The sequence below is a fragment of the Microbacterium sp. MMO-10 genome, from assembly GCF_037148715.1.
In the GTDB taxonomy this organism is placed as follows: Bacteria; Actinomycetota; Actinomycetes; order Actinomycetales; family Microbacteriaceae; genus Microbacterium.
In genome coordinates this window covers 44,935-70,240 of sequence record NZ_JBBCSV010000004.1, presented here as the reverse complement: position 1 = coordinate 70,240, position 25,306 = coordinate 44,935, and the positions used below count along the sequence as shown (strand labels likewise).

Here is a 25,306-nt window from a genome sequence, read left to right as displayed (position 1 = left end):
CGCGGCGGCCACGGGTCGCGAGTTCGCGGTTGCTGAGTACGGCCACAGGGCGACGGCACGAGCGGGGGGAACGCCGATCGGCTGCCGCGTCACCTACCCTTCATCGCGGATTCGACAACCGCGGATCTCCGAGGACGAGGCGCGGCTCCGAGCCGGTCATGGTGACGACGATCGTCATCCGCAGGACATCCGTGACATCGAACTTCGCGATAACCGGTTGACCGAGCACCAGGTCTGCGGAATGGAACAGAGAGCGTCCGTCTTCGGCCTGAATCTCGATCGTGGCGTGGGTGTCGGTCGACGCGACGTCGGAGACGCCGATCACGGCGTCGAACTGCCGATACCCACGGCCGAGGTTGTAGGCGAAGCTCGACTTCCCGTCACCCCAGGACGGCTTGATCACCAGCGCCTGCGCATAGTCCACCCCGTTGGTTGCAGCCGGGCCCACATCGACGGTGACGCTCTTGGACTCCACTGCCTTGAGGTCGGCCAAATAGGTGGCTGCGTCCTTCCTTGCGACATCGAGCGTCACTTCAGCAACGTTGCGCGCGCCGGCCGCGGGGTTCTGCCCGATCACGGTTCCATCGGCGGATGCCGGATCGGCAACGGCGTGCTCCTTGACCTTGAAGCCAGCGGACTCGAGATCCGACTTCGCGTCGCCGAACGTCTTGCCCCTCACGTCCGGCACCGCGAGCGCACCGGCGGAGACGGTCAACGTGACCTCGCCATCGATCGCTTTGCCGACGCTCGGGCTCTGCTCGAGAACCACGCCGTCAGGCCCGGAGTCCTGCCGCGAGACGATCTTGATCCGCGCGTTGGGCGCGGCGCGGAGGACGGTGTCGCGTGCTTCCTTCTCCGAGAGATTCACGACCGTGGGCATCGTGCCGTCGTGTTCCGCGACCTGCGACGACGATGAGCTCGTGGCAGCTCCACCGGACGGCGCACACCCTGCAATCAGCAGCATGGACGCCACCAGTACAGCCGCGCTCCCCCTGCGGTTCCGTTCCATTTGTTGTTCTCCTCCGGTTAGTGGACGACGACTAATACCGGGGGCGAGGCGCAATCCGCGCCGGCCACCGGCGTCGCCTCGAGAGAGAACATCCCCTCTCCCCCGGTCAGTTGCACTCGCAGCGACGTCGCGCCGACGGCTGGTACCGTGACGGCGGATCCTGAGCCTTCCCGAGCGACGACGGCCCGTCCCCTGGGAGACAGCTCATCCAGTGCAAGCTGGATCAGCACGACCGAGCGTCCGGGAGAGGTGACCGAGATCTTCGCAACGTCCCCCGTACAGCCCGACGACTCGATCTCATAGGCGGTCACCGCCTGAAGCCGGCCGTCCAGGCTGACCGTCATCGGTCGCGGGGCCGGCGAGAGGACCGCGGTCGAACCGCCAGGCGCCTCGTCCTCCGGGTGCGCGGTGCGCGATGCCGATGACTCGCTGCTGACGGCAGGCTGCGGAAAGAAGTCGGGTAGGGCCTTGCCGGTGACGAAACCGAAGATCGTCAGGAACGTCGCCAGTCCACCGGCGACCAGACAAAGCCGACCCCAGAACGTCCCCCGGATCCACCGCCAGAACGAACGATGTTCACGTTCACCCATCGCACCCCCCGTGCTTACGACAAAGCATAGGGGGTGTGTGAAAGACGCCCGGCCTTGTGTCATGGATCAACCGAGCATGGGCCACGGCGGTCGCGGCCGGTTTCGAAGGCGGTGTCGCTCCGGACGTCAATGCAGCCCTCATGACCATCGGCCGAACAGTGAAGAGCGAGGACGCCCGGAGCAGAGGACGCCGGTCCCCGAGCGGCTGCTACGGAGCCGGCGGAGGCGACGTCGGGTCGGGCGAGTTCGGCTCGGGAGACGGTTCCACTGACGGCGGGTCCACAACTGAGGGCGGGGCGCTCGGCTGCACATCAGGAGGCGCGCTGGGCGGCGCGGCCGGCTCGTCCGAGAAGGTCGTGTCCGTCGTGCCGGTCGCGTCCGCGATGAGCGCGGCGAGCGCGGCACGCCAGCGGTCCCAGGGCGCGAACCCCGGAGGCGTGAACGGATCCGACGACGCCATCGCGGATGCCGCCCGCGTCACCGCATCCCGCAGCTCCGCCGACCCGTCCGAGTTCGCGGCCACGGCTGTCACCGAATAGCCGGGCATCGTGCCGATGAATACCGAGATCGCCGCGTGGAACGTCATCGACGCGTCATCGAGCGCGGACCCCGCGTCGGCGGTGCCCTTCTCCACGGCGGCGAGCGCCGCGGCATCGATGTTCCGCCCCGGCTTGCCGGGCACGACGACCGCCGCGAGCGCCCCCTCGTAGGCCTGCCGCGCCGTCTCCGCCGCAGCACGGGCCGCCTCGTCGCTCGCCCCCTGCAGCGCCGCCAGCGGTGCCGCGAACGCCGTGGCCGTGGATTTCGCCGTCGTCACCCGGGCGGACAGCTGGTCGATCGCGTCGATCGCCGCGGCCACGCGGGCGGCGTCGGGCGTCGGCGAGGGCACCGAGGTCGGCGCCGACGCCGGGGCGCCTGGGGCCGCGAGCGCCCAGCCCGCACCGGCGAGGGTGATCGCCACGCCCACGCCCATCGCGATGAGCTGCGACCGGGACAGCCCGGCGCCGGCCCCTCCACGCGGTAGTCCGCCGTCGGCTTCGGGCGTCGCCGCAGCTGCCGGCTCGCCGGGCGCCTGAGGCTCCTCTGCGGGCGGCGCGTGCGGCTCCTCTGCGGGCGGGGCGGGCGCTTGCGGCGCGGGCGGTGCGGGCGTCTCCGCGGCTGCCGGCTCGCCGGGCGCAGGCGTGGCGGGGGTCAGCGGCTCCTCTGCGAGCGGAGCCGGCACCGTCGGATCCACCGCCGGGGGTGCCGCCGCGTCCGGCTCTGCCGTGAACAGCTCACCGACAGGCGGGTCCTCCGCGACCGGGTCATCGGCGAACAGCCCTGCCACGCCCGGCTCCGCGGCACCCGGCTCCGGCTGATCGAACCGAGCGAAGAGCTCGTCCAGGTCGTGATCGCGCTCGGCGTCGACGACGGAGTTCGAATCGGACTCCTCAGCCCCGGTGAACCATGCCGAGATCTCGGCACGCGAAAGGCCGGATCTCGGATCCGGTTCGCCGGCGCCCTCCCGGTGGGTGCGCTCATCAGACATGGTTCCGCCTCTCCCAGCCGACGCGGTCACTAGGGACTCTAGCGACAAACCGGCGCGGGACGAGACCGGCTCTGCCGCGGCTCGGGCCGAGGCCGGGCTAGGGCCGCCCCATGCCCAGGTAGGTCCAGCCCGCGGCCCGCCACGCCTGCGGATCCAGGCAGTTGCGTCCGTCGACGATGATCCGGCCGCGGGCGAGCGTGGACGCGTGCTCCGGCGCGAGCTCGCGCCGGTACAGGTCCCACTCGGTGACGAGTACCACCGCATCCGCGCCGGTGAGCGCCTTGTCGCGATCCGCGACGTACTTCAGCTGCGGGTGCACCGCGGCGGCATTGGCGAGCGCCTCGGGATCCGTCACCCGCACCTTCGCCCCCATTCCGCGCAGGCGGACCGCGACCTCGAGCGCGGGCGAGTCCCGCACGTCGTCGCTGTGCGGCTTGAACGCGGCGCCGAGCATGGTGATGCGGCGTCCGACGACGCTGCCGCCGAACGCGTCGACGACGAGGCGCACGGCGTGCTCGCGGCGGCGCAGGTTGATCGCGTCGACCTCGCGCAGGAACCCGACCGACGCTCCGCGGCCCAGCTCCTCCGCGCGCGCCGCGAACGCCCGGATGTCCTTGGGCAGGCAGCCGCCGCCGAACCCGATCCCGGCGCCGAGGAAGCGACGTCCGATCCGCTCGTCGTGGCCGATCGCCTCGGCGAGCCGGGTGACGTCGGCACCCGCGGCCTCGGCGATCTCCGCCATCGCGTTGATGAACGAGATCTTCGTGGCGAGGAACGCGTTGGCCGCGCCCTTCACCAACTCGGCGGTGGCGAGGTCGGTGACGAGGAAGGGGCTCCCCCCGGAGATCGCGTCGGCGTATGCCTCGCGCAGCACCTCGACCGCCCGCTCCCCCGCCTCGCCGCCGGCGGTGCCGACCACAAGCCGATCGGGGTGCAGCGTGTCGTGCACGGCCCAGCCCTCCCGGAGGAACTCCGGGTTCCACACCAGGGTCGCACCGGCGTCGGCCACCCGTTCGGCGAGGGCGGCGGCGGTGCCCACGGGCACGGTGGACTTGCCCGCCACCACATCGCCCGGCCGCAGGTGCGGAAGCAGCGCATCGAGGGCGCCGTGCACGTAGCGCAGGTCCGCCGCGGATCCGTCGGGCTGCTGAGGGGTGCCCACGGCCACGAAGTGCACCTGGGCGCCGCGCGCGTCGGCGATGTCGACGGAGAACGTCAGCCGCCCGCTCGCGACGCCGCTCGCCAGCAGCTCGTCCAGCCCGGGCTCGAAGAACGGGGCACGCCCAGCGGCGAGCGCGGCGATCTTCTCCGGATCCGTGTCGATCCCGATGACCTCGTGCCCGATCGACGCCATGGCCGCCGCGTGCACGGCGCCGAGATACCCGCAGCCGATCACAGACATCCTCATGAGGACACGACACCCCGGCCGCCTCACCGGCGGGCGACCTCCGGGCGACGTGTCCGCGACGGACGGGTGAACGGTTGGAACCGAGGCTTTCCCTCCGGCGCGTCCGCCCCGGCTCACGAGAGCCAGGCACCGTATTCAGGCTGGACTTCACGGATCCACACGAAATCCGCCCGCCACCGGCCCGTATCGCCGATCCAACCTGAATCAGGTTCCGGGACCCGAACACAGCGACCCGCGCACAGAGGGGCGGCCGGCCCCGCCGCTCCCCACCTCGAATCGCCACCCCCGCTCATAACAGCCAGGCACCGAACTCAGGCTGGACTTCACGGATCCGCACGAAATCCGCCCGCCGACCACCCGCATCGCCGATCCAACCTGAATCAGGCGCCGGGACCCGAGCACAACGACCCGAGCACAGAGGGGCGGCCGGCCCCGCGGCTCCCCACCTCGAACCACCACCCGACTCATAACAGCCAGGCACCGAACTCAGGCTGGATCTCACGGATCCACACGAAATCGGCCCGCCGACCACCCGCATCGCCGATCCAACCTGAATCAGGCGCCGGGACCCGAGCACAGCGACCCGAGCACAGGTGCACCGCCGGGGCCTCCGTCGAAGGTCCGTGGCGTGGCCCCGGACTCGGTGACGCCCCCTACGTGGGCGTCGCGGTCACGAGGATCGGCAGGTGGTCCGACTCCCCCTGCGGCAGGGTGCGCACGGACTCCACGACGAAGCCCGACGCCGCGGCGAAGTCGTAGAAGCCGCGGAACACCCGATAGCGCGTGTAGGTGTGCTGGTCGCTCATCACGAGCTCGTAGCCCACGTCGCGCATGTGCTCGCTGAGCCGCTCCTTGAACACCGGGTAGTTGAAGTCGCCGACGATGAGCTGCGGCAGACCCCAGCCGAGCTCGGAGAGCTCGGAGAGCGCGGCGCGGATCTGGTCCCGGCGCAGCGCGTTGCGCGCGGTGAGCGGCGCCGCGTGCAGCGACGCGACGAGGAAGTCGCGGCCCGCGTCGATGTCGCGCAGGCGCACGCCGAGCAGCCGCTCGTGCGCGGGACGCAGCACATGGTCGTGCAGCGACTTCTTGACCGAGACGGCCGCCGAGTCGACGAGGCGGAAGGCGCTGGAGCGGTAGTAGATCGCGAGGCCCAGCCGGTTGCGCTGCGTGGTGTGCGCGAGCACCAGATCCCCCGCCTGCTCCGGCAGCGACGCGGTGTCCCCCTCCTGCAGGCACAGCACGTCGGGGTCATGCGCGTCGACGAGGTCGTCGAGCTCATGCGCCGCACGATGCTTGCGCAGGTTGTAGGAGATGATCCGCACGCCCCCACCGTACCGGCGCGCCCTCTCGCCAGCCTGAGCGGACGCACGAGTTCATCGGATGTTGCGGATCCGGATCCGGCTCAGTCGTCCTGGTCGCGACGGTTGCGGGTCTGCTCGGCGCGGGCCGCGAGCAGGTCGTCCGACGGATACCCGACCTCGGTGAGCGTGAGGCCGCGCGCGGCGAGCACCTTGAACGCGCTGGTGCGGGTGAGGTCGTCGCGCAGCCGCGCCAGATCGGCGATCTCGAGACGCCCCTCCCCGACGGCCGCGCAGGCGCCCACGAGCGCGCGGACCATGCTGTGGCAGAACGCGTCGGCCTTCACCTGGGCGACGAGCACCCCCGCGGCGTCCCGTGTCCAGCGGTAGTCGAGCAGGGTGCGGATCGTCGTGCCCTCCTCGCGCGGCTTGCAGTACGCCGCGAAGTCGTGCAGGCCGATCAGCGTCTGCGCGGCGGCGTCCATGGCGCCCTCGTCCAGGGCCGCGCGGACCGTCGTGGTGTCGTGGCGGAGCAGCGGGTCGTATCCGGCGCGGGCGTCGGCGAGCCGGTACCGGTAGCGGCGCCACACGGCCGAGAAGCGGGCGTCGAACCCCTCCGGGGCGAGCGACGTGCGTGACACGGTGACGTCGGGGTACTGACCGAGCACCCCGCGGATCCGCGACGCCAGCGACGCCGCCGGGTCGTCGGCCGCGCGGCCGTTGCGGGTCACCACGCGCGCCCACTGGCGTTCGTCCAGATCGACGTGCGCGACCTGGCCGGTGGCATGCACGCCCGCGTCGGTGCGCCCGGCGACGACGAGACGAGGGCCGGATGCCCCCGGATCCCCGCCGTCGGAGTCCGCCCCCGGTCCGACGATCCGCGCGAGGGCGGCCTCGATCGTGCCCTGGACGGTCCGCAGTCCGGGCTGCTTCGCCCAGCCCCGGAAATGGGTGCCGTCGTAGGCGATGTCGAGACGGATGCGCACGGATCCAGGGTACCGACCCCATCCCGGGCACCGGTCCCGTGCCGGCCCGGGCCCCAGCGGGGATCCGCCCGCGGAGTAGGGTGTGTGTCACAGTCCGCCCGGAGCGGGCCGGATCCGGGATCACCCTGGGACTCAGTCTCATTTTGTGCGACACTGAATGCCAGGTGGCCGACGCCGGCACCCGAGTCGGCGGCGCAGCGGCATCGAGTCAGACCGAGATCGAAGGAGATCCCATGGTCAGCAGCACGTTCCCCGAGGTCGAGATCCCCGCGGTCCCGATCCACGAGTACCTGTTCGACGGCATCTCCGAGCACGACCTCGACCGCACAGCGCTCGTGGACGGCATGTCCGGCGCGGAGACCACCTACCGACAGCTCATCGGGCAGATCGACCTCTTCGCCGGTGCGCTCGCCGCGCGGGGCATCGGCGTGGGCGACGCCGTGGGACTCCTCTGCCCGAACGTGCCCGCCTTCGCGACGGTGTTCCACGGGATCCTCCGCTCGGGCGCCACGGCCACCACGATCAACGCGCTCTACACCGCCGACGAGATCGCGAACCAGTTGCGCGACGCCTCGGCGTTCTGGCTCATCACCGTCAGCCCCCTGCTGCCGCAGGCGCAGGCGGCCGCAGAGCAGCTCGGCCTCCCCGCCGACCAGCTGATCGTGCTCGACGGCGCCGAGGGCCACCCCTCGCTGCGGAGCCTGCTCGCCGAGGGACACCACGCGCCGGACGTGCACTTCGACCCCGCCACGCACGTGGCCGTGCTGCCCTACTCGTCCGGCACGACCGGCCGCCCCAAGGGCGTCATGCTCACGCACCGCAACCTCGTCGCCAACGTCGCCCAGAGCACGGTCTCGATCGACCTGAACGACGAGGACCGGATCCTCGCGGTGCTGCCGTTCTTCCACATCTACGGCATGACGGTGCTGCTCAACCTGGCCGTGCGCCTGCGCGCGACGCTCGTCACGATGCCGAAGTTCGACCTCGTCGAGTTCCTGCGCATCATCGCGGAGCAGCGCACCAGCTGGCTGTTCATCGCGCCGCCCATCGCGGTCGCCCTCGCCAAGCATCCGCTCGTCGAGCAATACGACATGAGCTCTGTGAACGTCGTGTTCTCGGGCGCGGCGCCGCTGGACGGGGCGCTCGCCCATGCCGTCGCCGAGCGCCTCGACTGCGTGGTGCGGCAGGGCTACGGCATGACCGAGACGAGCCCCGTGACGCACACGATCCCCGTGGAGCGCGACGACATCGACCTCTCCTCGGTGGGCCTGCTCATCCCGAACACCGAGGCGCGGCTGCTCGCGGAAGACGGATCTGACGTCGTGGTGCCCGCCGAGGGGGCGAGCGAGCCCGGCGAGCTGCTCATCCGAGGGCCCCAGGTCATGAAGGGCTACCTCAACCGTCCGGATGCGACCGCCGACATGCTCGACGAGGACGGCTGGCTGCACACCGGAGACGTCGCCACGGCGACCGCCGGAGGCGTGTTCCGGATCGTCGACCGCCTCAAGGAGCTCATCAAGTACAAGGGCTACCAGGTCGCCCCCGCCGTGCTCGAGGCGGTGCTCCTGGAGCATCCGGCGATCGCCGATGCCGCGGTGATCGGCGCGGCGGACGAGGACGGCCAGGAGGTGCCCAAGGCGTTCGTGGTGCTGCAGCAGGGCGCGTCCCTCGACGACGAGGGCGTCAAGGCGCACGTCGCGTCCCACGTCGCCCCGCACGAGAAGGTGCGGATGGTCGAGTTCATCGACGTGATCCCGAAGTCCAGCTCGGGCAAGATCCTGCGCAAGGACCTCCGCGCCCGGTCCTGACCTGCGGGTTCGAGTGCTCGGGATCCCGTCCCGTCGGAGAAGGTCTCGCGCTCAGGCCCGCGCGTCGGTCGGCGCGTCCTGGGGTGAGTGCCGGAAAACGACGTAGTGATACAGCACGAAGCGCACGACGACGATCACCGCGATGCTCGCGAGGTTCACGATGTTGACCAGGGCCGGCCCCGGCCCGTGGCCGGTGACCCCTTCGATCACCTCGGCGCCGAGCCAGACGATGCCGGCGCCGAGCAGGGTGCACACGAGGTTCACGCCGAGGAAGAGCACGATCTCGGCGCCGCGTCCACGCCGGTCCCGGCCGCGGAACGCCCACTCGCGGTTGCCGAAGTACGCGTTGATCAACGCGACGAGCGACGCGGCGATCTTGCCGACGACGAGATCCCACCCGAAGACGTAGACGAAGAGGTTGAACGCCCCGACCTCGATGAGGGTGCTGATCCCGCCGACGATCAGGAACCGGGTGCCGACTCCCGCCAGACGGCGCAACCGGGAGCGGCGATCCATAGCCCTACTAGAATACCCGGGGGGAGGCGCGGCCTGTGACGTCTTCCCTTCCGCCGACACCTGAGGTTCGAGTGCAGTACGCCCACCTGGCCGTTGTGATGCCGGCCTACAACGAGGCCGAGGGCATCGGCGGTTTCATCGACGAGATCCGCTCCGCCGTCGCCCCGCTCGCCGACCGGATCACCTTCGTCGTCGCCGACGACCGCTCCACCGACGGCACCGCGGCGGCGCTCGCCGGCATCGCCGACGTCGACGTGCAGACCCAGCCCGCGAACCGCGGGCACGGCCCCACCGCGCTGGCCGCCTATCGCGCAGGTCTCGCACTCTCCCCCGACGCCGTCGTGCACGTCGACGGCGACGGTCAGTTCCTCGGATCCGAGATCGCGGCCGCCGTGCGCGCGCTCTCCCGCTCCGGAGCCGACGTGGTGCACGGGGTACGGCACTCCCGCACCGACGCCTGGTACCGGCGCGTGCTCACCGCCTGCGTGCGGCTGCTCATCGCGACCTTCGTCGGGCGCGGCGTGCCCGACGTGAACACTCCTCTGCGCGTGTACCGCCCCGAGGCGCTGCAGATCCTCGTGAACGCCGTGCCCTCCGACGCCCTCGTCCCCCATGTGCACTTCTCCCTCGCCGAGGTGCGGGCCGGTCTCGCCGTGCGTTACCTGCGGGTGCGCAGCATCCCGCGGCGCGGCACGTCCAGCACCGGCACGATGTGGGGCCGGGTGTCACGGCCGTCGCTGCCGCCGAAGAAGCTGGTGATGTTCGCCATCGACGCGCTGCGCGAGGTCTGGAGCTGGTCGCTGCGACCGGGCGCACCACTGCGCGCGCTCGCGCTCGAGGCACCCGGCCGGGTGCCCGCCCCCGACGGATCCCGATCGTCATGACCCGCCGCCTCGCCGGCGCCGCCTTCTGGATCCTGCTCGCGCTGCTCGTCATCGCGAACGCGATCGTGATGTGGCACAGCCTGACCGTGCTGAGGCTCTGGGAGGACGAGGCGTTCAACCTCACCGTGCCGCGCAACCTCGTCGCCGGGCTCGGCTACACGAGCGACGGCACCCTGTCCGGGTCGACGCTCACCCCGTTCGATCCGCGCATCTCCACCGGACCCGTGGTGCTGCTCCCGGTCGCGGGAGTGCTGATGCTGGGCATGGATCCGGTGATCGGCGCCCGGCTCGTCCCGCTCGCCTCCTGGGTGCTGCTGCTGGCCGGGTGCGCCGTGCTCGGACGCCGTCTCGCCGGCCGCTCCGGCGCACTGGTCGCCGTCGCCCTTCCGCTCGCGTTCAACACCGCCGAGAGCGTCTCGCCCATCCAGGGCCCGGCCGACCTGCTCGGCGAGATCCCGGCGGCGGCGCTCCTCGTCTGGGCGCTGATCGTGCTGCCGCGCCGCAGCTGGCTCGCCGGGCTGCTCCTGGGACTCGCGGTGCAGGCGAAGCTCATCGCGCTGCTCGCGCTGCCGGCGTTCGCCGTCGCCCTCTTCCTGCTCACCCCGCCGGTCCCGTTCGGGCGGCGCCTGGTCGCGGCGCTGCGCCGCAGCGTGCTGCCCCTGGTGCTGGTCGCCGCGCCGACGCTGCTCGTCGAGCTCACGGCCCTCGTGTCTCTCGGCGTCACCGGCTACGCCCGGCACGTCCGCGCGCTGGGCGGCTTCCTGCTCAGCGGCGGTCAGCACATCGCGCCCACGACGGTGCCGGAGAAGCTCGGCACGCTCGCCGGCGCGTGGTTCGTGCCGTGGTGGCTGATGGCGGCAGCCGTGGCCCTGGCGGTCGCCGCCGTGGTCTGGGCGGCCGTACCCCCGCGCGGTACGGAAGGGGAGGCTCCCGCGCAGCGCTGGTGGCAGCGCGATCCGCAGCTGCTCGCCCTCGGCTTCGGCTCCGCGGTCGGCTTGCTCTCCTTCGTCGGCTGGTGGGCGCAGGCCTCCCAGCTGCCGCTGTGGGTGCGCCACCCCGCGGTCGGGGTGTTCGCGTTCGCCCCCGTGCTCGCCGCGATCGCCGTCCGCGCCGTGACGGCCCTCTGGCGTCGCCGCGCACCCTCGGGGGCGCAGAGCCCCGCCCGGATCCTCGCGGTCGTCTCCGCGGTGGTCCTGGGCGTCGTGGTGGCTGCCGGGGCCGTCGGCGACGCCGCGCGCGCGGTGCGGCCGCCGACGACGGAGACCCTCGCCCAGCAGCGGGCCGCCGTCGCGCCGCTCGCCGACTGGGTCCGGGAGCACGATGCGGCGTGGCTGGCGGCCAAGCCCTGGGGCGGGCCGGTGTCGTCCGTCGTGCTGACCGGCGCCCATGTGGGCCTGTTCGACGCCCCCGCGATGCGACGGACGCCGACCCTCGAGTACGGAGTGTGCAGCACCGGATCCCCCCTCGCCGCAGCCTCCGGCATCGTGATCTGCCCCGCTCCCTGATTCCCCGCCTGCAGCGCGCCGCCTCGGATCCTGCCTCTCTCTCGGTGGAGACGCGCGACGTCGAGCATCCCCTCCACTCACGTCGCAGACGATGTCGTTCTGAGCGGGTCACACCGACATCTTCTGCGACGGTAAGGACGACGAACCCGGGGAAACGACGAAGCCCGCCGCCCCACAGGGGGCGACGGGCTTCGAACGATGTGGTGCCTTACTCGGCAGCCTTCTCCTCGGCGGGAGCGTCGGCGGCGGCCTCGGTGATCTCCTCGGCCTCCTCGACGACCTCAGCCTCGGCGGCGACCTCTTCGGCGACCTCGGCCTCGACGACCGCGGCGGCCTCTTCGACGACCTCGGCAGCGGCAGCCTTCTCCGCCTTGGCGGGCTTCGCGGCGGCCTTCTTCACCTTCGGCGTGACGGGCTCGAGCACGAGCTCGATCACGGCCATGGGCGCGTTGTCGCCCTTGCGGTTGCCGACCTTGGTGATGCGGGTGTAGCCGCCCTCACGCTCGGCGACCAGCGGCGCGATCTCGGCGAACAGCACGTGCGTCGCCTCCTTGTTGCGCAGCACGGACAGCACACGACGACGCGCGTGCAGGTCGCCGCGCTTGCCGAAGGTGACGAGGCGCTCGGCCAGCGGACGCAGGCGCTTGGCCTTGGTCTCGGTGGTCTTGATCGACTTGTTCACGAACAGCTGGGCGGCGAGGTTCGCGAGCAGCAGACGCTCGTGGGCGGGGCCGCCTCCGAGGCGGGGACCCTTGGTGGGCTTGGGCATTGTTCTCTAGCTCCTGGATCGGAAAGGTTCGGGTATCAGAAGGACTCGTCTTCGGAGCCGCCGTAGAAGTGGGCGCCGTCGAAACCGGGCACCGAATCCTTCAGCGACAGGCCGAGCGAGACGAGCTTGTCGCGCACCTCGTCCACCGACTTCTGTCCGAAATTGCGGATGTTCATGAGCTGCGTCTCCGAGAGGGCGACGAGCTCCGAAACCGTGTTGATGCCTTCGCGCTTGAGGCAGTTGTACGAGCGGACGGACAGATCGAGGTCCTCGATCGGCATCGACAGCTCGTTCGAGAGCACCGCCTCGACCGGCGCGGGGCCGATCTCGATGCCCTCGGCCTCGACGTTCAGCTCGCGGGCGAGGCCGAACAGCTCGGTCAGCGTGCGGCCGGCCGAGGCGACGGCGTCGCGCGGGATGATCGAGTTCTTGGTCTCGACGTCCAGCACGAGCTTGTCGAAGTCGGTGCGCTCGCCGGCGCGGGTGGCGTCGACGCGGTAGCTGACCTTGAGCACGGGCGAGTAGATCGAGTCGATCGGGATCTGGCCCGCCTCGGCGTACTCGCTGCGGTTCTGCGCCGCCGACACGTAGCCGCGGCCGCGCTCGATGGTGAGCTCGAGCTCGAACTTGGCGGTGTCGTTGAGGGTCGCGATGACCAGCTCGGGGTTGTGCACCTCGACGCCGGCCGGAGCGGAGATGTCCGCCGCGGTGACCTCGCCGGCACCCGTCTTGCGCAGGTAGGCCGTGATGGGCTCGTCGCGCTCCGAGGAGACGACCAGCTGCTTGATGTTGAGGATGATCTCGGTGACATCCTCCTTCACACCGGGGATGGTGCTGAACTCGTGGAGGACGCCGTCGATGCGGACGCTCGTGACGGCCGCGCCGGGGATCGACGACAGCAGGCTGCGACGCAGCGCGTTGCCGATCGTGTAGCCGAAGCCGGGCTCCAGCGGTTCGATGACGAACCGGCTGCGGTTCTCGGAGATCTTTTCCTCGGTGAGAGTGGGACGCTGTGCGATGAGCACTGTGTGTTCCTTTCGATCACGTGCCCGCTATATGACACGTGTGGGTGAGGTCTTGAATTGTGGAAGAACGCGGGTGAGGATCCCCGGTCTCGAACGACCGGGGATCCTCAGAGTGCGTCAGACGCGGCGGCGCTTCGGCGGGCGGCAGCCGTTGTGCGCCTGCGGCGTCACATCCTGGATCGAGCCCACCTCGAGGCCGGCGGCCTGCAGCGAGCGGATCGCGGTCTCGCGGCCCGAGCCCGGACCCTTGACGAGGACGTCGACCTTCTTCACACCGTGCTCGGCGGCCTGGCGGGCGGCCGACTCCGCGGCCATGCCGGCGGCGTACGGGGTGGACTTGCGCGAGCCCTTGAAGCCCACGCCACCGGAGGACGCCCAGGCGATGACGGCGCCGGACGGGTCGGTGATCGAGACGATGGTGTTGTTGAACGTCGACTTGATGTGGGCCTGGCCCAGCGCGATGTTCTTCTTCTCCTTGCGGCGCGGCTTGCGCGCGGCGGCCTTAGGTGCAGCCATGAAAGTGTTCTCCTATTCCCTGGCCGCCGCTTAGCGGGCCTTCTTCTTGCCGGCGACGGTGCGCTTCGGGCCCTTGCGGGTGCGCGCGTTGGTCTTGGTGCGCTGACCGCGGACCGGCAGGCCACGGCGGTGACGAAGACCCTCGTAGGAGCCGATCTCGACCTTGCGGCGGATGTCGGCGGCGACCTCGCGGCGGAGGTCACCCTCCACCTTGTAGGTGCCTTCGATGTAGTCGCGGAGGGCGACGAGCTGGTCGTCGGAGAGGTCCTTGACGCGGATCGACTCGTCGATCTCGGTGGCCTTGAGGATCTCGACCGAACGGGTACGGCCGATGCCGTAGATGTACGTGAGGGCGATCACCACGCGCTTGTCGCGCGGGATGTCGACGCCGGCAAGACGTGCCATGCGGTAACTCCTGGAGTGTTGTGGAGGTGTGGAGCAGGATCGGTGCCCGGGCCTCCGCCCGAGGTGTCCCCCTTGCGGGTTCTGATCCTGCCTTTCAGATGTTGAGTTGTGAGATCGCGAGAGATCCGGGCCGCGGCCCGGACGCTCAGCCCTGGCGCTGCTTGTGGCGCGGGTTGCTCTTGCAGATCACCATGACGCGGCCGTGGCGGCGGATCACCTTGCAGTGGTCGCAGATCGGCTTGACGCTGGGGTTGACCTTCATGTTGCTTCCTTATCGCTGTCTTCACCGGGCAGGCGCGAGCGCCTGGGGTGTTACTTCTCGACCGGCCTAGCGGTAGCGGTAGACGATGCGACCGCGCGTGAGGTCGTAGGGCGAGAGCTCCACGACGACGCGATCCTCGGGGATGATGCGGATGTAGTTCTGCCGCATCTTTCCGGAGATCGTTGCAAGCACCTTGTGTCCGTTGGAGAGCTCAACGCGGAACATCGCGTTGGGCAGCGCCTCGGACACGACGCCCTCGATCTCGATGACACCGTCTTTCTTAGCCATAGCCTCGCTGACGCTTCTGCAGACCGGTCGATCTGCGGTGGGTGGGTGGTGGTGGAACTGTGCGGATCCGGACACGCCGGACCAAGGCGCAAAGCACCAAGGATCTATGGTAGTCCGGATCCGCGGATCCGCAAAATGCGGAGGTTACTTCTGCCCGGCGATCGCCGCGACCTTGGCGAGATCGGCCTGCTTGGTCAGGTCGAGACGCTCGCCGTTGATCTCGACCGTCGGTGTGCCCTGGATCTTGTGGGCCGTGGCCTGGGCGGTCGGGAACTTGAAGAACGTTCCCGCCTTGATGGTCGCCTCGGCCTTGTCGGCGCCGACCTGCTTCGCGAAGTCGATCAGCTGCTGATCCGTGAGACCGGGGGTGTTCTCGGTCGGCTGGTTCTCGAAGAGGATGTTGAGGTAGTCCAGGAACTTGTCCGGATTCTCCTGCGCGACGGCGTACGAGGCGGCCGCCGCGCGCGAGGAGTAGTTGGTGCCCTGCGAGAACCGGTCCAGGATCGCGATCGGGTGGTACTCGAGCGTGATCTTGTCCTCCTTCGCGAGCTTCTGCAGGTCCGCACCGAACTGGGTCTCGAAGCTCTTGCACACGGGGCACTGGAAGTCGACGAAGACCGCGACCTTCTCCTTGCCGGATCCCGTGGTCACGGCCCCGGTCTCGGAGTTGATGATCGCGCTCTTGGGGGCGGCGCCCGGATCCGTCGCCTTGTTGTTCAGCCAGACGACGACGCCGACGAGCGCGATGAGCACGGCGACGACCGCGGCGGTGATTCCGATGGCGAACCCGTTGGTCCTGCCCTTGGCAGCGGCCATGTGTGTGTCTCCTTCTTCGGGATCCGTGCCGTGGATCCGCTCAGCTGTGTCTTCCCATTGTGCCGTGTCCAGCCTTTGAGGTCCGTGGGAGCCGTCCCGTCACCGCGAGACACCACTTCCTGCACGAGACATCACGCCAGGCACGAGGTCTCGTGCAGGAAGTGGTGTCTCGGCGGATCAGGCGAGCGGGGCGGGGGTGACGCCGAACGCGGTGAGGCCCGCGGCACCGCCGTCAGGCGCGGTGAGCACCCAGATGCCGCCGTCGTGCAGGGCGACGCTGTGCTCCCAGTGCGAGCCGTCCGAGCCGTCGGTCGTGGTGACGGTCCAGTCGTCGTCCTCGACGTAGGTCTGGTCGGATCCCGCGGTCACCATGGGCTCGATCGCCAGCACCAGTCCCGGGCGCACCTCGGCGCCGCGGTCGGGGGTGCGGTAGTTGAACAGGCTCGGCGCCTCGTGCATCTTTCGGCCGATGCCGTGCCCCACGTACTCGCGCAGGATCCCGTAGGGCTTGCCGGAGACGCCCGAAGGGCCGGCGGCGAGGATGTGGTCCTCGATGGCGGCCGAGATGTCGCCGAGGTGCTTCGCCGACGCCATGGCGGCGATCCCCGCCCACATCGAACCCTCGGTCACGTCGGACAGCTGCTGCCGGGCCTGCACGCGCGCCGTCTGCGCCTCATCGGGCACCACGACGGTGATGGCGCTGTCGCCGTTCCAGCCGCGATACTGGGCACCGGCGTCGATCGACACGATGTCGCCCGGCTGCAGGACGCGGGATCCGGGGATCCCGTGCACGACCTGGTCGTTCACGGAGATGCAGGTGGCGTTGCGGTAGCCGCGCACGAGCTTGAAGTTCGACTCCGCACCGCGGTCGACGATCACGCGGTCGGCGATGGCGTCGAGCTCGCCCGTCGTGATGCCGGGACGCACGGCGCCGCGCACGGCCTCGAGCGCGGCGGCCGTGATGAGCCCGGGCTCGACCATCGCCTCGAGCTGTGCGCGGCTCTTGTAGATCGAGCGGCGGAACGCCACGTCAGACCGCAGCCGTGCGCACGAGGCCGCGGAGGGCCAGCGCGGTGAAGATGCGCTCGGTGATCTCGTCGAGGCTGCCCACGCCATCGATCGTGTCGACGATGCCCCGGGCGCCGTAGGCGTCGAGGATCGGCGCCGTCTGAGCCTCGTAGATGTCCAGACGGTGCGCGATGGCCTCAGGGGTGTCGTCGGCGCGGCCCTGCTCGGTGGCGCGCAGCGCCAGCCGGGCGATGCTCTCCTCGCGCGGGACGTCGAGGAGGATCACGGCGTCGAGCGCCGTGCCCTGCTCCCCCAGGAACGCGTCGAGGTGCTCGACCTGGGCGGCGTTGCGCGGATAGCCGTCGAGCAGGAAGCCGTTCGCGGCGTCGGCCTGCGACAGCCGGTCGCGCACGAGCGCGCCGGTGAGCTCGTCCGACACCAGATCCCCGGCGTCGAGGATGGCCGTCACCTGCTTGCCGAGGTCCGTGCCCTCCTTGATGTTGGCGCGGAAGATGTCGCCGGTCGAGACCACGGGGATGCCGTAGGCCTCGGCGATCCGCACTCCCTGCGTGCCCTTGCCGGAGCCCTGCGGGCCCACGATCAGCAGGCGTGCGGTGGAGTGAGCGGATGCCGTCATCGTAGGAGCCCTTCGTAGTGTCGCTGCTGCAGCTGCGCGTCGATCTGCTTGACCGTCTCCAGCCCGACGCCGACGATGATGAGGATCGAGGCGCCGCCGAACGGGAAGTTCTGGTTCGCCCCGACGGTCGCCAGCGCGATCAGCGGGATCAGCGCGATGAGACCGAGGTAGAGCGAGCCCGGGAGCGTGATGCGGGTGAGCACGTAGTCGAGGTACTCCGCCGTGGGGCGGCCCGCGCGGATCCCGGGGATGAATCCGCCGTACTTCTTCATGTTGTCGGCGACCTCGGTCGGGTTGAACGTGATCGCGACGTAGAAGTAGGTGAACCCGATGATGAGGAGGAAGTAAACCGCCATGTAGATGGGGTGGTCGCCCTTGACGAAGTACGTCATGATCCAGGTCGCCCACGCCGGCGGGGTCTTGCCGTCCTGAGGGATGTTGAACTGCGCGATCAGCATCGGGATGTACAGCAGCGACGAGGCGAAGATCACCGGGATCACACCGGCCATGTTGACCTTGATCGGGATGTAGGTGTTGGTGCCGCCGTACGTGCGCCGGCCGACCATCCGCTTCGCGTACTGCACCGGGATCCGGCGCTGCGACTGCTCGATGAAGACGACGAGCGTCATCACGATGATCCCGACGAGCAGCACGAGCAGGAAGACCTCGAAGCCCTTGGTCTGCCAGATCGCCCACATCGCGCCGGGAAAGGTCGCCGCGATCGAGGTGAAGATCAGCAGCGACATGCCGTTGCCGATGCCCTTCTCGGTGACGAGCTCGGCGAACCACATGATGAGGCCGGTACCGGCCGTGAGGGTGATGATGAGCAGCAGCTGCGCCCACCACACGTCGTTGGTGAGCAGCTGGTTGCACGCGGCGACGCCGGTCTGGCCGAAGAGCTGGCCGGTGCGGGCGACGGTGACGAGAGTCGTGGACTGCAGCAGTGCGAGCGCGATCGTCACGTAGCGGGTGTACTGGGTGAGCCTGGCCTGACCGGCCTGGCCCTCCTTGTGCAGCGCCTCGAAGTGCGGGATGACCACGCGCAGCAGCTGGGTGATGATCGAGGCGGTGATGTACGGCATGACGCCGAGGGCGAAGATCGACAGCTTCAGCAGCGCGCCGCCGGAGAAGAGGTTGACGAGCCCGAGCAGGCCTTCGGTGCCGCTGTTCTGGGCGAGGCACTCGGAGACGTTCGGGAAGCTCACGAACGGAGCGGGCACGGTGGATCCGAGGCGGTAGATCGCGATGATCGCGATCGTGAAGCCGATCTTCCGACGAAGATCCGGCGTGCGGAAGATCCGCGCGATGGCGCTGAACAAAAGCTTGCCTTCCTGAAAAGGGATGATGCCCGACGAGGGACAGTCAATTACCCAGGGTAACGCAAGAGGGGCCGGAGAAATCTCCGGCCCCTCTCGACGCTTGTTACTTGACGGATCCGCCGGCGGCGACGATCTTCTGCTCCGCGGAGCTGGAGACCTTGTCGACCGACACGGTCAGAGCCACGGCGATGTCGCCGTTGCCCAGGACCTTGACCTTCTCGTTCTTGCGAACCGCGCCCTTGGCCACGAGGTCGGCGACGGTGACGTCCCCGCCCTTCGGGTAGAGCTCGGCGAGCTTCTCCAGGTTCACGACCTGGTACTCCACGCGGAACGGGTTCTTGAAGCCGCGGAGCTTCGGGGTGCGCATGTGCAGCGGCATCTGCCCACCCTCGAAACCGACGCGGACGGTGTTGCGGGCCTTGGTGCCCTTGGTGCCGCGACCGGCGGTCTTGCCCTTGGAGCCCTCACCGCGACCGACACGGGTCTTCGCGGTGTTGGCGCCGGGGACCGGACGCAGGTGGTGCACCTTCAGGACGCCGGGACGGGAGACCGTGGTCTCCTCGGCCTTCTTGGCGGCCGGCTTCTTGGCTGCGGTCTTGGTGGCCGCTTCCTTCTTCTCAGCCATTAGTCGATCTCCTCAACCTTGACGAGGTGAGCGACCGCGCGGACGTAACCGCGGGTCTGGGCGTCGTCGGGACGGACGACCGAGTCGCCGATCCGCTTGAGGCCGAGCGAACGCAGCGTGTCGCGCTGGTTCTGCTTCTCACTCACCTTGGACTTGACCTGCGTGACCTTGAGGCGCGCAGCCATCAGGCACCTGCCTTCTGCGCAGCGATGGCCTCAGCCTCTGCGCGGACGAGACGCGCCGGGGCGACCTGGTCGAACTCGAGGCCACGACGCGCGGCGACCGCACGGGGCTCCTCGAGCTGCTTCAGGGCCTCCACCGTCGCGTGCACGATGTTGATCGTGTTCGACGAACCGAGCGACTTCGACAGCACGTCGTGGATACCGGCGCACTCGAGCACGGCGCGGACCGGACCACCGGCGATGACACCGGTACCGGCAGCGGCCGGACGCAGCAGCACGACGCCGGCAGCGGCCTCGCCCTGCACCGGGTGCGGGATGGTCGACGCGGAGCGCGGCACGCGGAAGAAGTTGCGCTTGGCCTCCTCGACGCCCTTCGAGATGGCGAGGGGGACCTCGCGGGCCTTGCCGTAGCCGACGCCCACGAGACCGTTGCCGTCACCCACCACGACGAGCGCGGTGAAGCTGAAGCGACGGCCGCCCTTGACGACCTTCGACACGCGGTTGATGGTCACCACGCGCTCGAGGAACTGGTTGTCCCCCCGGTCGCGGGAGTTGCGGTCGCGACCGCCCTGGCCGCGGTCGCGGCCACCACGGCCGCCGCGGCGCTCGTCGCGCTGCGGAGCCTCGGAACCGGCCGCGTTCTCGGCGGCAGGAGCCGTCTCGGTCACTTCGTTCTCCTTGATGTCACTCACAGTGCCAGCCCCCCTTCACGGGCGCCATCGGCGATGGCCGCGACGCGACCGGCGTACCGGTTGCCACCGCGGTCGAACACGGCCTCCGAGACACCGGCGGCCTTCGCGCGCTCGGCGACGAGCTCGCCGACCTTGCGGGCCTTGGCGGTCTTGTCACCGTCGAACGCGCGCAGGTCGGTCTCGAGGGTGGAGGCACTGGCCACGGTGTGGCCCTTGCTGTCGTCGACCAGCTGCACGAAGACGTGGCGGGCCGAACGGGTGACGACCAGGCGCGGACGCGCCTCGGTGCCCTGGACCTTCTTGCGAAGGCGGGCGTGACGACGCGAGCGGGCGTCGGACTTCGTCTTGATAGCCATGGTTACTTACCACTCTTTCCGGCCTTGCGACGCACGACCTCGCCGGCGTAGCGCACACCCTTGCCCTTGTACGGCTCGGGCTTGCGGATCTTGCGGATGTTCGCAGCCGCCTCGCCGACGGCCTGCTTGCTGATGCCGCTGACGGTGAGCTTGTTGGTGCCCTCGACCGTCAGGGTGATGCCGGCGGGCGGGTCGATCAGGACCGGGTGCGAGAAGCCGAGGGCGAACTCGACCGAGCCGCCCTTCTGCTGCACGCGGTAACCGGTGCCGACGACCTCGAGGCCCTTGGAGTAGCCCTGGGTCACGCCGATGATGTCGTTGCTGATGAGCGTGCGGGTCAGACCGTGCAGCGAACGCGAAGCGCGCTCGTCGTCCGGACGGGTGACGAGAACCTGGTTCTCCTCGACCGACACCTCGATGGGGGAGGCCACGGTGAGCGAGAGCTCGCCCTTCGGGCCCTTCACCGTGATCTCACGGCCGTCGACCGAAACGGTCACGCCCGCGGGGATCTCGATGGGAAGTCGTCCAATACGCGACATTTCAGATCACCACACGTAGGCGAGAACTTCTCCGCCCACGCCCTTCTGCTCTGCCTGGCGGTCCGTGAGGAGCCCCGAGGAGGTGGACAGGATCGCGACGCCGAGGCCACCGAGAACCTTGGGCAGCTCGGTCGACTTCGCGTACACGCGGAGACCGGGCTTGGAGACGCGCTTGATGCCGGCGATCGACCGCTCGCGGTTCGGGCCGTACTTCAGCGAGATGGTGAGGTTCTTGCCGACACGGGCGTCGGAGACCTCCCAGCCGGCGATGTAGCCCTCCTGCTGGAGGATCTCGGCGATGTGGGTCTTCAGCTTGCTCGACGGCAGGGTCACGGAGTCGTGGTGCGCCGAGTTCGCGTTGCGCAGACGGGTCAGCAGATCTGCGACCGGGTCTGTCATCGTCATAGTTGTCTTCTTTCGTTCATGAGGTTCCGGCTGCCGTTACACGGCAGACGGCCTGCGATGAGCACGCAATTTTCAATTGTACGTCAAGCGAGACACGCCCGAAGACCGGATCCTGTCGGATCCGGCCTTCGGTGCGTGACTTACGCCTGCGCGTCGTTCGACTTGAACGGGAAGCCGAGGTGGCGGAGCAGCGCCCGGCCCTCGTCGTCGTTCTTCGCCGTGGTGACGACAGTGATGTCGAAACCGCGGACGCGGTCGATCTTGTCCTGATCGATCTCGTGGAACACGCTCTGCTCCGTGAGACCGAAGGTGTAGTTGCCGTTGCCGTCGAACTGCCGGTCCGAGAGTCCGCGGAAGTCGCGGATACGGGGCAGTGCGAGGTTCACGAGGCGGTCCACGAACTCCCAGGCGCGGTCACCGCGGAGGGTGACGTGCGCGCCGATGGGCTGACCCTCGCGCAGCTTGAACTGCGCGATGGACTTGCGGGCCTTCGTGACGATCGGCTTCTGGCCGGTGATCTTGGTGAGGTCGTCGACCGCACCATCGATCACCTTGGAGTCGCGAGCCGCCTCACCGACACCGGTGTTGACGACGACCTTGACCAGGCCGGGGATCTGCATGACGTTCTCGTAGCCGAACTCGTCCTGCAGAGCCTTCTTGATCTCGTTGTTGTACTTCGCCTTCAGGCGGGGCTGCACCTTGACAGCGCCCGCGGCGTCAGCAGCCGCCATCAGAGGTCCTTACCGCTCTTCTTCGCGTAGCGCACGCGGACCGTGCGCTTCACGCCGTCCTTGACCTGCTCCTCGACGCGGTGACCGACCTTGGTCGGCTTCTTCGTCTCGGGGTCGACCAGGGCGACGTTCGAGATGTGGATGGGGGCCTCGATGGTCTCGATGCCGCCCGTCTTGGTGCCGCGCTGCGTCTGGCCGACGCGGGTGTGCTTGGTGGCGTAGTTCACGCCCTCCACGATCACGCGGTTCTGCTCGACGAGGACCTCGAGGACCTTGCCCTGCTTGCCGCGGTCGCCGCCCTTTTCCTGCTTGCGGCCGGTGATGACCTGGACCAGGTCACCCTTCTTGATGTTCGCCATGAGTTACAGCACCTCCGGGGCGAGCGAGACGATCTTCATGAACTTCTTGTCACGGAGCTCACGACCCACCGGGCCGAAGATGCGGGTGCCGCGGGGCTCCCCGTCGTTCTTCAGGATCACGGCGGCGTTCTCGTCGAACTTGATGTACGAGCCGTCGGGACGGCGGGTCTGCTTCTTGGTGCGGACGATGACGGCCTTGACGACGTCACCCTTCTTCACGTTCCCACCGGGGATCGCGTCCTTCACCGTCGCGACGATGATGTCGCCCAGGCCCGCGTAGCGGCGGCTGGAGCCGCCGAGCACGCGGATGGTGAGCAGCTCCTTGGCGCCGGTGTTGTCGGCGACCTTGAGTCGGGACTCGGTCTGGATCACTTTGCCTTCTCCAGGATCTCCACCAGACGCCAGCGCTTCGTGGCGCTCAGCGGGCGGGTCTCGTTGATGAGAACGAGGTCGCCGATGCCGGCGGTGTTGTTCTCGTCGTGCGCCTTGACCTTGGTCGTACGGCGGATGACCTTGCCGTAGAGCGGGTGCTTCACGCGGTCCTCGACCTCGACGACGATGGTCTTGTCCATCTTGTCGCTGACGACGTAGCCGCGGCGCGACTTGCGGTAGCCACGGGCGTCGGCGTCGCGCACGTCGTGCGAGACGACCTCTGCCTCTGCGGCAGCAGCCTTCTTCTCAGCCATTACTCGGCCTCCTCCTTCGGCGCGTCAGCCTCTTCGGCCTTCTTCGCCTTTGCCTTGGACGCCTTCTTGGCCGGAGCCTCGACCGGAGCGGGCGTCGCACGGATGCCCAGCTCGCGCTCGCGGATCACGGTGTACAGGCGCGCGATGTCGCGCTTGACGGCGCGGATGCGGCCGTGGCTCTCCAGCTGGCCGGTGGCCGACTGGAAACGGAGGTTGAACAGCTCCTCCTTGGCCTTGCGCAGCTCCTCGACGAGGCGCTGGTCTTCGAACGTGTCGAGCTCGGTCACACCGAGCTCCTTGGTGCCGATCGCCATTACGCGTCGCCCTCCTCGCGCTTGATGATGCGTGCCTTGAGCGGCAGCTTGTGAATGGCACGGGTCAGGGCCTCACGAGCGAGTTCCTCGTTGACGCCCGCGACCTCGAAGAGGACGCGACCCGGCTTGACGTTGGCGACCCACCACTCGGGGGAACCTTTACCGGAACCCATGCGGGTCTCGGCCGGCTTCTTCGTGAGCGGACGGTCGGGGTAGATGTTGATCCACACCTTTCCACCACGCTTGATGTGACGCGTCATTGCGATACGAGCGGACTCGATCTGACGGTTGGTCACGTAAGCGGGGGTGAGGGCCTGGATGCCGAACTCGCCGAAGGAGACCTTCGTGCCGCCGGTGGCCGCACCATCACGCTTGGGGTGATGCTGCTTGCGGAACTTGACCTTACGAGGGATAAGCATCAGGCAGACGCTCCTTCTGCGACGGGAGCCTCGTTGCGCGGGCCGCGGCGGCGGTCGCCACCACGGTCGTCACGACGGGACTTCGGTGCGTTGGCCTGCTCGCGGGCAAGCTCCTTGTTGGTGAGGTCACCCTTGTAGATCCAGACCTTCACGCCGATGCGGCCGAAGGTGGTCTTGGCCTCGTAGAAGCCGTAGTCGATGTTCGCGCGCAGCGTGTGCAGCGGCACACGACCCTCGCGGTAGAACTCCGACCGGCTCATCTCCGCGCCGCCGAGGCGGCCCGAGACCTGGATCCGGATGCCCTTCGCGCCGGCGCGCTGGGCGCCCTGGAGGCCCTTGCGCATGGCACGACGGAACGCGACACGAGCAGAGAGCTGCTCGGCGATGCCCTGGGCGACGAGCTGAGCGTCGGCCTCGGGGTTCTTCACCTCGAGGATGTTCAGCTGGATCTGCTTGCCCGTGAGCTTCTCGAGGTCGCCACGGATGCGCTCCGCCTCGGCGCCGCGGCGGCCGATGACGATGCCGGGACGCGCGGTGTGGATGTCCACACGCACGCGGTCGCGGGTGCGCTCGATCTCGATGTTGCTCACGCCGGCGCGGTCGAGCTGCGTCTGCAGGAGCTTGCGGATCTTGATGTCCTCGGCGACGTAGTCGGCGTAGCGCTGACCCGGCTTGGTCGAGTCAGAGAACCACCGGGACACGTGGTCCGTGGTGATGCCGAGGCGGAAGCCGTAGGGGTTTACCTTCTGTCCCATTACTTGCTCGCCTTCTCGTTCTTGGCGACCTCGGGGGTTGCCAGCACGACCGTGATGTGGCTCGTGCGCTTCTTGATCTGGAACGCGCGACCCTGGGCGCGGGGCTGGAAACGCTTCAGCGTCGTCCCCTCGTCCACGAAGGCGTTCTTGACGTAGAGGTCCTGCTCATCGAGGAACTCGCCGTCGCGGTCGGCCTTCACCTGGGCGTTGGCGATGGCGGAGTGCACGAGCTTGTAGATCGGCTCGGAGGCGCTCTGCTGCGCGAACTTCAGGATGGCGAGGGCTTCCTGCGCCTGCTTGCCCTTGATGAGGGCGACGACACGACGAGCCTTCTGCGGGGTCACGCGGATGTGCTTCACGCGTGCGATGGATTCGACCATTAGCGGCGCCGCCCCTTCTTGTCGTCCTTCACGTGGCCGCGGAAGGTGCGGGTGGGCGCGAACTCGCCCAGCTTGTGACCGACCATGCTCTCCGACACGAACACGGGGATGTGCTTGCGTCCGTCGTGCACGGCGATGGTGTGTCCCAGCATGGCGGGGATGATCATCGACCGGCGCGACCAGGTCTTGATGACGTTCTTGGTACCGGCATCGTTCTGACCGACCACCTTGCGAAGCAGGTGCTCGTCGACGAAGGGGCCCTTCTTAAGACTGCGAGGCATCTTCT

Annotated in this window: 35 protein-coding genes; 3 read left to right on the top strand and 32 right to left on the bottom strand. The window is 69.1% G+C overall.

Features of this window, described 5'->3' with window-relative positions; translation table 11 throughout:
- Nucleotides 1–100 precede the first annotated feature (100 nt).
- The 6 genes from WFJ17_RS13065 to truA all read right to left on the bottom strand — a co-directional run bounded on the left by WFJ17_RS13065 (nt 101) and on the right by truA (nt 6,819).
- Entirely contained in the window at nt 101–964 is an 864-nt protein-coding gene (locus tag WFJ17_RS13065) for a PASTA domain-containing protein (RefSeq protein ID WP_336648633.1), read from the bottom strand.
- A gap of 62 nt (nt 965–1,026) precedes the next feature.
- Nucleotides 1,027–1,599 carry a hypothetical protein gene (locus tag WFJ17_RS13060; RefSeq protein WP_251445611.1) on the bottom strand — a complete coding sequence of 191 codons (573 nt, stop codon included), beginning with the start codon at nt 1,597–1,599 and terminating at the stop codon, nt 1,027–1,029.
- Nucleotides 1,600–1,807: 208 nt separating this feature from the next.
- On the bottom strand, nt 1,808–3,127 hold the full coding sequence (locus tag WFJ17_RS13055) for a hypothetical protein (RefSeq protein WP_336648632.1): 1,320 nt from the start codon (nt 3,125–3,127) through the stop codon (nt 1,808–1,810).
- A gap of 97 nt (nt 3,128–3,224) precedes the next feature.
- Entirely contained in the window at nt 3,225–4,535 is a 1,311-nt protein-coding gene (locus tag WFJ17_RS13050) for a UDP-glucose dehydrogenase family protein (RefSeq protein ID WP_336648631.1), read from the bottom strand.
- 653 nt (nt 4,536–5,188) lie between these two features.
- A complete protein-coding gene (locus WFJ17_RS13045; RefSeq protein WP_251445602.1) occupies nt 5,189–5,857 on the bottom strand; it encodes an endonuclease/exonuclease/phosphatase family protein in 669 nt (222 codons plus the stop codon).
- 80 nt (nt 5,858–5,937) lie between these two features.
- A complete protein-coding gene (truA, locus tag WFJ17_RS13040; protein WP_251445599.1) occupies nt 5,938–6,819 on the bottom strand; it encodes a tRNA pseudouridine(38-40) synthase TruA in 882 nt (293 codons plus the stop codon).
- Nucleotides 6,820–7,052: 233 nt separating this feature from the next.
- Between truA and WFJ17_RS13035 the strand changes: the two genes are divergently transcribed.
- Nucleotides 7,053–8,627 carry an AMP-binding protein gene (locus WFJ17_RS13035; RefSeq protein ID WP_251445596.1) on the top strand — a complete coding sequence of 525 codons (1,575 nt, stop codon included), beginning with the start codon at nt 7,053–7,055 and terminating at the stop codon, nt 8,625–8,627.
- Nucleotides 8,628–8,678: 51 nt separating this feature from the next.
- Here the strand turns inward: WFJ17_RS13035 and WFJ17_RS13030 are convergent, their stop codons facing one another.
- Nucleotides 8,679–9,143, bottom strand: a complete 465-nt coding sequence (locus WFJ17_RS13030; RefSeq protein ID WP_336648630.1) for a GtrA family protein — start codon at nt 9,141–9,143, stop codon at nt 8,679–8,681.
- A gap of 71 nt (nt 9,144–9,214) precedes the next feature.
- On the opposite strand from WFJ17_RS13030, the gene WFJ17_RS13025 reads away from it, so the two are divergent.
- A complete protein-coding gene (locus tag WFJ17_RS13025) occupies nt 9,215–10,027 on the top strand; it encodes a glycosyltransferase family 2 protein (protein WP_336648629.1) in 813 nt (270 codons plus the stop codon).
- Nucleotides 10,024–11,532 carry a hypothetical protein gene (locus tag WFJ17_RS13020; RefSeq protein WP_336648628.1) on the top strand — a complete coding sequence of 503 codons (1,509 nt, stop codon included), beginning with the start codon at nt 10,024–10,026 and terminating at the stop codon, nt 11,530–11,532. The genes WFJ17_RS13025 and WFJ17_RS13020 overlap by 4 nt, the downstream gene beginning before the upstream one ends.
- A 208-nt stretch (nt 11,533–11,740) precedes the next feature.
- On the opposite strand, the gene rplQ is transcribed toward WFJ17_RS13020, so the two are convergent.
- The 25 genes from rplQ to rpsS all read right to left on the bottom strand — a co-directional run bounded on the left by rplQ (nt 11,741) and on the right by rpsS (nt 25,301).
- Complete coding sequence (rplQ, locus tag WFJ17_RS13015; protein ID WP_251445583.1) at nt 11,741–12,301, bottom strand: 50S ribosomal protein L17; 561 nt, start codon at nt 12,299–12,301, stop codon at nt 11,741–11,743.
- Nucleotides 12,302–12,336: 35 nt separating this feature from the next.
- Nucleotides 12,337–13,326 (bottom strand): DNA-directed RNA polymerase subunit alpha, encoded by a 990-nt coding sequence (locus WFJ17_RS13010; protein ID WP_045249904.1) that lies wholly within the window; start codon nt 13,324–13,326, stop codon nt 12,337–12,339.
- Between the two features lie 117 nt (nt 13,327–13,443).
- Nucleotides 13,444–13,842, bottom strand: coding sequence for a 30S ribosomal protein S11 (rpsK, locus tag WFJ17_RS13005; protein WP_017829189.1), 399 nt, complete (start codon nt 13,840–13,842; stop codon nt 13,444–13,446).
- A gap of 30 nt (nt 13,843–13,872) precedes the next feature.
- Complete coding sequence (rpsM, locus tag WFJ17_RS13000; RefSeq protein ID WP_045249906.1) at nt 13,873–14,247, bottom strand: 30S ribosomal protein S13; 375 nt, start codon at nt 14,245–14,247, stop codon at nt 13,873–13,875.
- Nucleotides 14,248–14,392: 145 nt separating this feature from the next.
- Nucleotides 14,393–14,509, bottom strand: a complete 117-nt coding sequence (rpmJ, locus tag WFJ17_RS12995; RefSeq protein WP_005050492.1) for a 50S ribosomal protein L36 — start codon at nt 14,507–14,509, stop codon at nt 14,393–14,395.
- A 66-nt stretch (nt 14,510–14,575) separates the two neighbouring features.
- On the bottom strand, nt 14,576–14,797 hold the full coding sequence (infA, locus tag WFJ17_RS12990) for a translation initiation factor IF-1 (protein ID WP_018171468.1): 222 nt from the start codon (nt 14,795–14,797) through the stop codon (nt 14,576–14,578).
- 144 nt (nt 14,798–14,941) lie between these two features.
- Nucleotides 14,942–15,613: a DsbA family protein gene (locus WFJ17_RS12985; RefSeq protein ID WP_251445580.1), complete on the bottom strand. Its 672-nt coding sequence runs from the start codon at nt 15,611–15,613 to the stop codon at nt 14,942–14,944.
- Between the two features lie 177 nt (nt 15,614–15,790).
- Nucleotides 15,791–16,642 (bottom strand): type I methionyl aminopeptidase, encoded by an 852-nt coding sequence (gene map / locus WFJ17_RS12980; protein WP_336648627.1) that lies wholly within the window; start codon nt 16,640–16,642, stop codon nt 15,791–15,793.
- Nucleotide 16,643: 1 nt separating this feature from the next.
- Nucleotides 16,644–17,258, bottom strand: a complete 615-nt coding sequence (locus WFJ17_RS12975; RefSeq protein WP_336648626.1) for an adenylate kinase — start codon at nt 17,256–17,258, stop codon at nt 16,644–16,646.
- Nucleotides 17,255–18,577 carry a preprotein translocase subunit SecY gene (gene secY / locus WFJ17_RS12970; RefSeq protein ID WP_336648625.1) on the bottom strand — a complete coding sequence of 441 codons (1,323 nt, stop codon included), beginning with the start codon at nt 18,575–18,577 and terminating at the stop codon, nt 17,255–17,257. The genes WFJ17_RS12975 and secY overlap by 4 nt, the downstream gene beginning before the upstream one ends.
- A gap of 103 nt (nt 18,578–18,680) precedes the next feature.
- Entirely contained in the window at nt 18,681–19,202 is a 522-nt protein-coding gene (gene rplO / locus WFJ17_RS12965) for a 50S ribosomal protein L15 (protein WP_082072167.1), read from the bottom strand.
- Complete coding sequence (gene rpmD / locus WFJ17_RS12960; RefSeq protein WP_045249910.1) at nt 19,202–19,387, bottom strand: 50S ribosomal protein L30; 186 nt, start codon at nt 19,385–19,387, stop codon at nt 19,202–19,204. The genes rplO and rpmD overlap by 1 nt, the downstream gene beginning before the upstream one ends.
- Nucleotides 19,387–20,076, bottom strand: a complete 690-nt coding sequence (gene rpsE, locus WFJ17_RS12955; RefSeq protein WP_374208780.1) for a 30S ribosomal protein S5 — start codon at nt 20,074–20,076, stop codon at nt 19,387–19,389. The genes rpmD and rpsE overlap by 1 nt, the downstream gene beginning before the upstream one ends.
- Nucleotides 20,073–20,432: a 50S ribosomal protein L18 gene (gene rplR / locus WFJ17_RS12950; protein WP_285814326.1), complete on the bottom strand. Its 360-nt coding sequence runs from the start codon at nt 20,430–20,432 to the stop codon at nt 20,073–20,075. Before rplR ends, rpsE begins: the two co-directional genes overlap by 4 nt.
- A gap of 2 nt (nt 20,433–20,434) precedes the next feature.
- A complete protein-coding gene (gene rplF / locus WFJ17_RS12945) occupies nt 20,435–20,971 on the bottom strand; it encodes a 50S ribosomal protein L6 (protein ID WP_251445569.1) in 537 nt (178 codons plus the stop codon).
- Between the two features lie 6 nt (nt 20,972–20,977).
- On the bottom strand, nt 20,978–21,376 hold the full coding sequence (gene rpsH / locus WFJ17_RS12940; RefSeq protein WP_251445565.1) for a 30S ribosomal protein S8: 399 nt from the start codon (nt 21,374–21,376) through the stop codon (nt 20,978–20,980).
- Between the two features lie 140 nt (nt 21,377–21,516).
- A complete protein-coding gene (gene rplE / locus WFJ17_RS12935; RefSeq protein ID WP_251445562.1) occupies nt 21,517–22,107 on the bottom strand; it encodes a 50S ribosomal protein L5 in 591 nt (196 codons plus the stop codon).
- Nucleotides 22,107–22,466 carry a 50S ribosomal protein L24 gene (rplX, locus tag WFJ17_RS12930; RefSeq protein ID WP_233312360.1) on the bottom strand — a complete coding sequence of 120 codons (360 nt, stop codon included), beginning with the start codon at nt 22,464–22,466 and terminating at the stop codon, nt 22,107–22,109. The genes rplE and rplX overlap by 1 nt, the downstream gene beginning before the upstream one ends.
- Before the next feature lie 3 nt (nt 22,467–22,469).
- The gene (gene rplN / locus WFJ17_RS12925) at nt 22,470–22,838 is read right to left on the bottom strand and encodes a 50S ribosomal protein L14 (RefSeq protein ID WP_045271048.1); all 369 of its coding nucleotides are present in this window, start codon (nt 22,836–22,838) and stop codon (nt 22,470–22,472) included.
- Nucleotides 22,835–23,152 (bottom strand): 30S ribosomal protein S17, encoded by a 318-nt coding sequence (rpsQ, locus tag WFJ17_RS12920; RefSeq protein ID WP_052674221.1) that lies wholly within the window; start codon nt 23,150–23,152, stop codon nt 22,835–22,837. Before rpsQ ends, rplN begins: the two co-directional genes overlap by 4 nt.
- On the bottom strand, nt 23,152–23,466 hold the full coding sequence (gene rpmC, locus WFJ17_RS12915) for a 50S ribosomal protein L29 (protein WP_251445559.1): 315 nt from the start codon (nt 23,464–23,466) through the stop codon (nt 23,152–23,154). The genes rpsQ and rpmC overlap by 1 nt, the downstream gene beginning before the upstream one ends.
- The gene (gene rplP, locus WFJ17_RS12910) at nt 23,466–23,885 is read right to left on the bottom strand and encodes a 50S ribosomal protein L16 (RefSeq protein WP_251445556.1); all 420 of its coding nucleotides are present in this window, start codon (nt 23,883–23,885) and stop codon (nt 23,466–23,468) included. The genes rpmC and rplP overlap by 1 nt, the downstream gene beginning before the upstream one ends.
- Nucleotides 23,885–24,640, bottom strand: coding sequence for a 30S ribosomal protein S3 (rpsC, locus tag WFJ17_RS12905; protein WP_233312362.1), 756 nt, complete (start codon nt 24,638–24,640; stop codon nt 23,885–23,887). Before rpsC ends, rplP begins: the two co-directional genes overlap by 1 nt.
- Nucleotides 24,640–25,020, bottom strand: coding sequence for a 50S ribosomal protein L22 (gene rplV / locus WFJ17_RS12900; protein ID WP_159574850.1), 381 nt, complete (start codon nt 25,018–25,020; stop codon nt 24,640–24,642). Before rplV ends, rpsC begins: the two co-directional genes overlap by 1 nt.
- Entirely contained in the window at nt 25,020–25,301 is a 282-nt protein-coding gene (gene rpsS, locus WFJ17_RS12895; protein WP_251445553.1) for a 30S ribosomal protein S19, read from the bottom strand. Before rpsS ends, rplV begins: the two co-directional genes overlap by 1 nt.
- Between the last annotated feature and the right edge of the window lie 5 nt (nt 25,302–25,306).

Excerpts from the sequence above, each read along its gene's own strand:
- WFJ17_RS13035 (WP_251445596.1), top strand. The coding sequence starts at position 7,053 with ATGGTCAGCAGCACGTTCCCCGAGGTCGAGATCCCCGCGGTCCCGATC.
- WFJ17_RS13050 (WP_336648631.1), bottom strand. The coding sequence starts at position 4,535 with ATGAGGATGTCTGTGATCGGCTGCGGGTATCTCGGCGCCGTGCACGCG.
- rpsQ (WP_052674221.1), bottom strand. The coding sequence starts at position 23,152 with ATGGCTGAGAAGAAGGCTGCTGCCGCAGAGGCAGAGGTCGTCTCGCAC.
- WFJ17_RS13060 (WP_251445611.1), bottom strand. The coding sequence starts at position 1,599 with ATGGGTGAACGTGAACATCGTTCGTTCTGGCGGTGGATCCGGGGGACG.
- rpmJ (WP_005050492.1), bottom strand. The coding sequence starts at position 14,509 with ATGAAGGTCAACCCCAGCGTCAAGCCGATCTGCGACCACTGCAAGGTG.
- WFJ17_RS13065 (WP_336648633.1), bottom strand. The coding sequence starts at position 964 with ATGCTGCTGATTGCAGGGTGTGCGCCGTCCGGTGGAGCTGCCACGAGC.
- rpmD (WP_045249910.1), bottom strand. The coding sequence starts at position 19,387 with ATGGCTGCGCGCCTCAAGGTCACGCAGGTCAAGTCCAAGGTGAGTGAG.
- rplO (WP_082072167.1), bottom strand. The coding sequence starts at position 19,202 with ATGGCTGAGAAGAAGGAAGCGGCCACCAAGACCGCAGCCAAGAAGCCG.
- rpsK (WP_017829189.1), bottom strand. The coding sequence starts at position 13,842 with ATGGCTGCACCTAAGGCCGCCGCGCGCAAGCCGCGCCGCAAGGAGAAG.
- rpsM (WP_045249906.1), bottom strand. The coding sequence starts at position 14,247 with ATGGCACGTCTTGCCGGCGTCGACATCCCGCGCGACAAGCGCGTGGTG.
- rpsH (WP_251445565.1), bottom strand. The coding sequence starts at position 21,376 with ATGACGATGACAGACCCGGTCGCAGATCTGCTGACCCGTCTGCGCAAC.
- rpmC (WP_251445559.1), bottom strand. The coding sequence starts at position 23,466 with ATGGCGATCGGCACCAAGGAGCTCGGTGTGACCGAGCTCGACACGTTC.
- WFJ17_RS13030 (WP_336648630.1), bottom strand. The coding sequence starts at position 9,143 with ATGGATCGCCGCTCCCGGTTGCGCCGTCTGGCGGGAGTCGGCACCCGG.
- rplR (WP_285814326.1), bottom strand. The coding sequence starts at position 20,432 with ATGGCTATCAAGACGAAGTCCGACGCCCGCTCGCGTCGTCACGCCCGC.
- infA (WP_018171468.1), bottom strand. The coding sequence starts at position 14,797 with ATGGCTAAGAAAGACGGTGTCATCGAGATCGAGGGCGTCGTGTCCGAG.
- rpsC (WP_233312362.1), bottom strand. The coding sequence starts at position 24,640 with ATGGGACAGAAGGTAAACCCCTACGGCTTCCGCCTCGGCATCACCACG.
- rplE (WP_251445562.1), bottom strand. The coding sequence starts at position 22,107 with ATGGCGGCTGCTGACGCCGCGGGCGCTGTCAAGGTGCAGCCCCGCCTG.
- rplF (WP_251445569.1), bottom strand. The coding sequence starts at position 20,971 with ATGTCGCGTATTGGACGACTTCCCATCGAGATCCCCGCGGGCGTGACC.
- rplQ (WP_251445583.1), bottom strand. The coding sequence starts at position 12,301 with ATGCCCAAGCCCACCAAGGGTCCCCGCCTCGGAGGCGGCCCCGCCCAC.
- WFJ17_RS12975 (WP_336648626.1), bottom strand. The coding sequence starts at position 17,258 with ATGACGGCATCCGCTCACTCCACCGCACGCCTGCTGATCGTGGGCCCG.
- rplX (WP_233312360.1), bottom strand. The coding sequence starts at position 22,466 with ATGGCGAACATCAAGAAGGGTGACCTGGTCCAGGTCATCACCGGCCGC.
- WFJ17_RS12985 (WP_251445580.1), bottom strand. The coding sequence starts at position 15,613 with ATGGCCGCTGCCAAGGGCAGGACCAACGGGTTCGCCATCGGAATCACC.
- WFJ17_RS13055 (WP_336648632.1), bottom strand. The coding sequence starts at position 3,127 with ATGTCTGATGAGCGCACCCACCGGGAGGGCGCCGGCGAACCGGATCCG.
- rplP (WP_251445556.1), bottom strand. The coding sequence starts at position 23,885 with ATGCTTATCCCTCGTAAGGTCAAGTTCCGCAAGCAGCATCACCCCAAG.
- rpsS (WP_251445553.1), bottom strand. The coding sequence starts at position 25,301 with ATGCCTCGCAGTCTTAAGAAGGGCCCCTTCGTCGACGAGCACCTGCTT.
- WFJ17_RS13020 (WP_336648628.1), top strand. The coding sequence starts at position 10,024 with ATGACCCGCCGCCTCGCCGGCGCCGCCTTCTGGATCCTGCTCGCGCTG.
- rplV (WP_159574850.1), bottom strand. The coding sequence starts at position 25,020 with ATGGTCGAATCCATCGCACGCGTGAAGCACATCCGCGTGACCCCGCAG.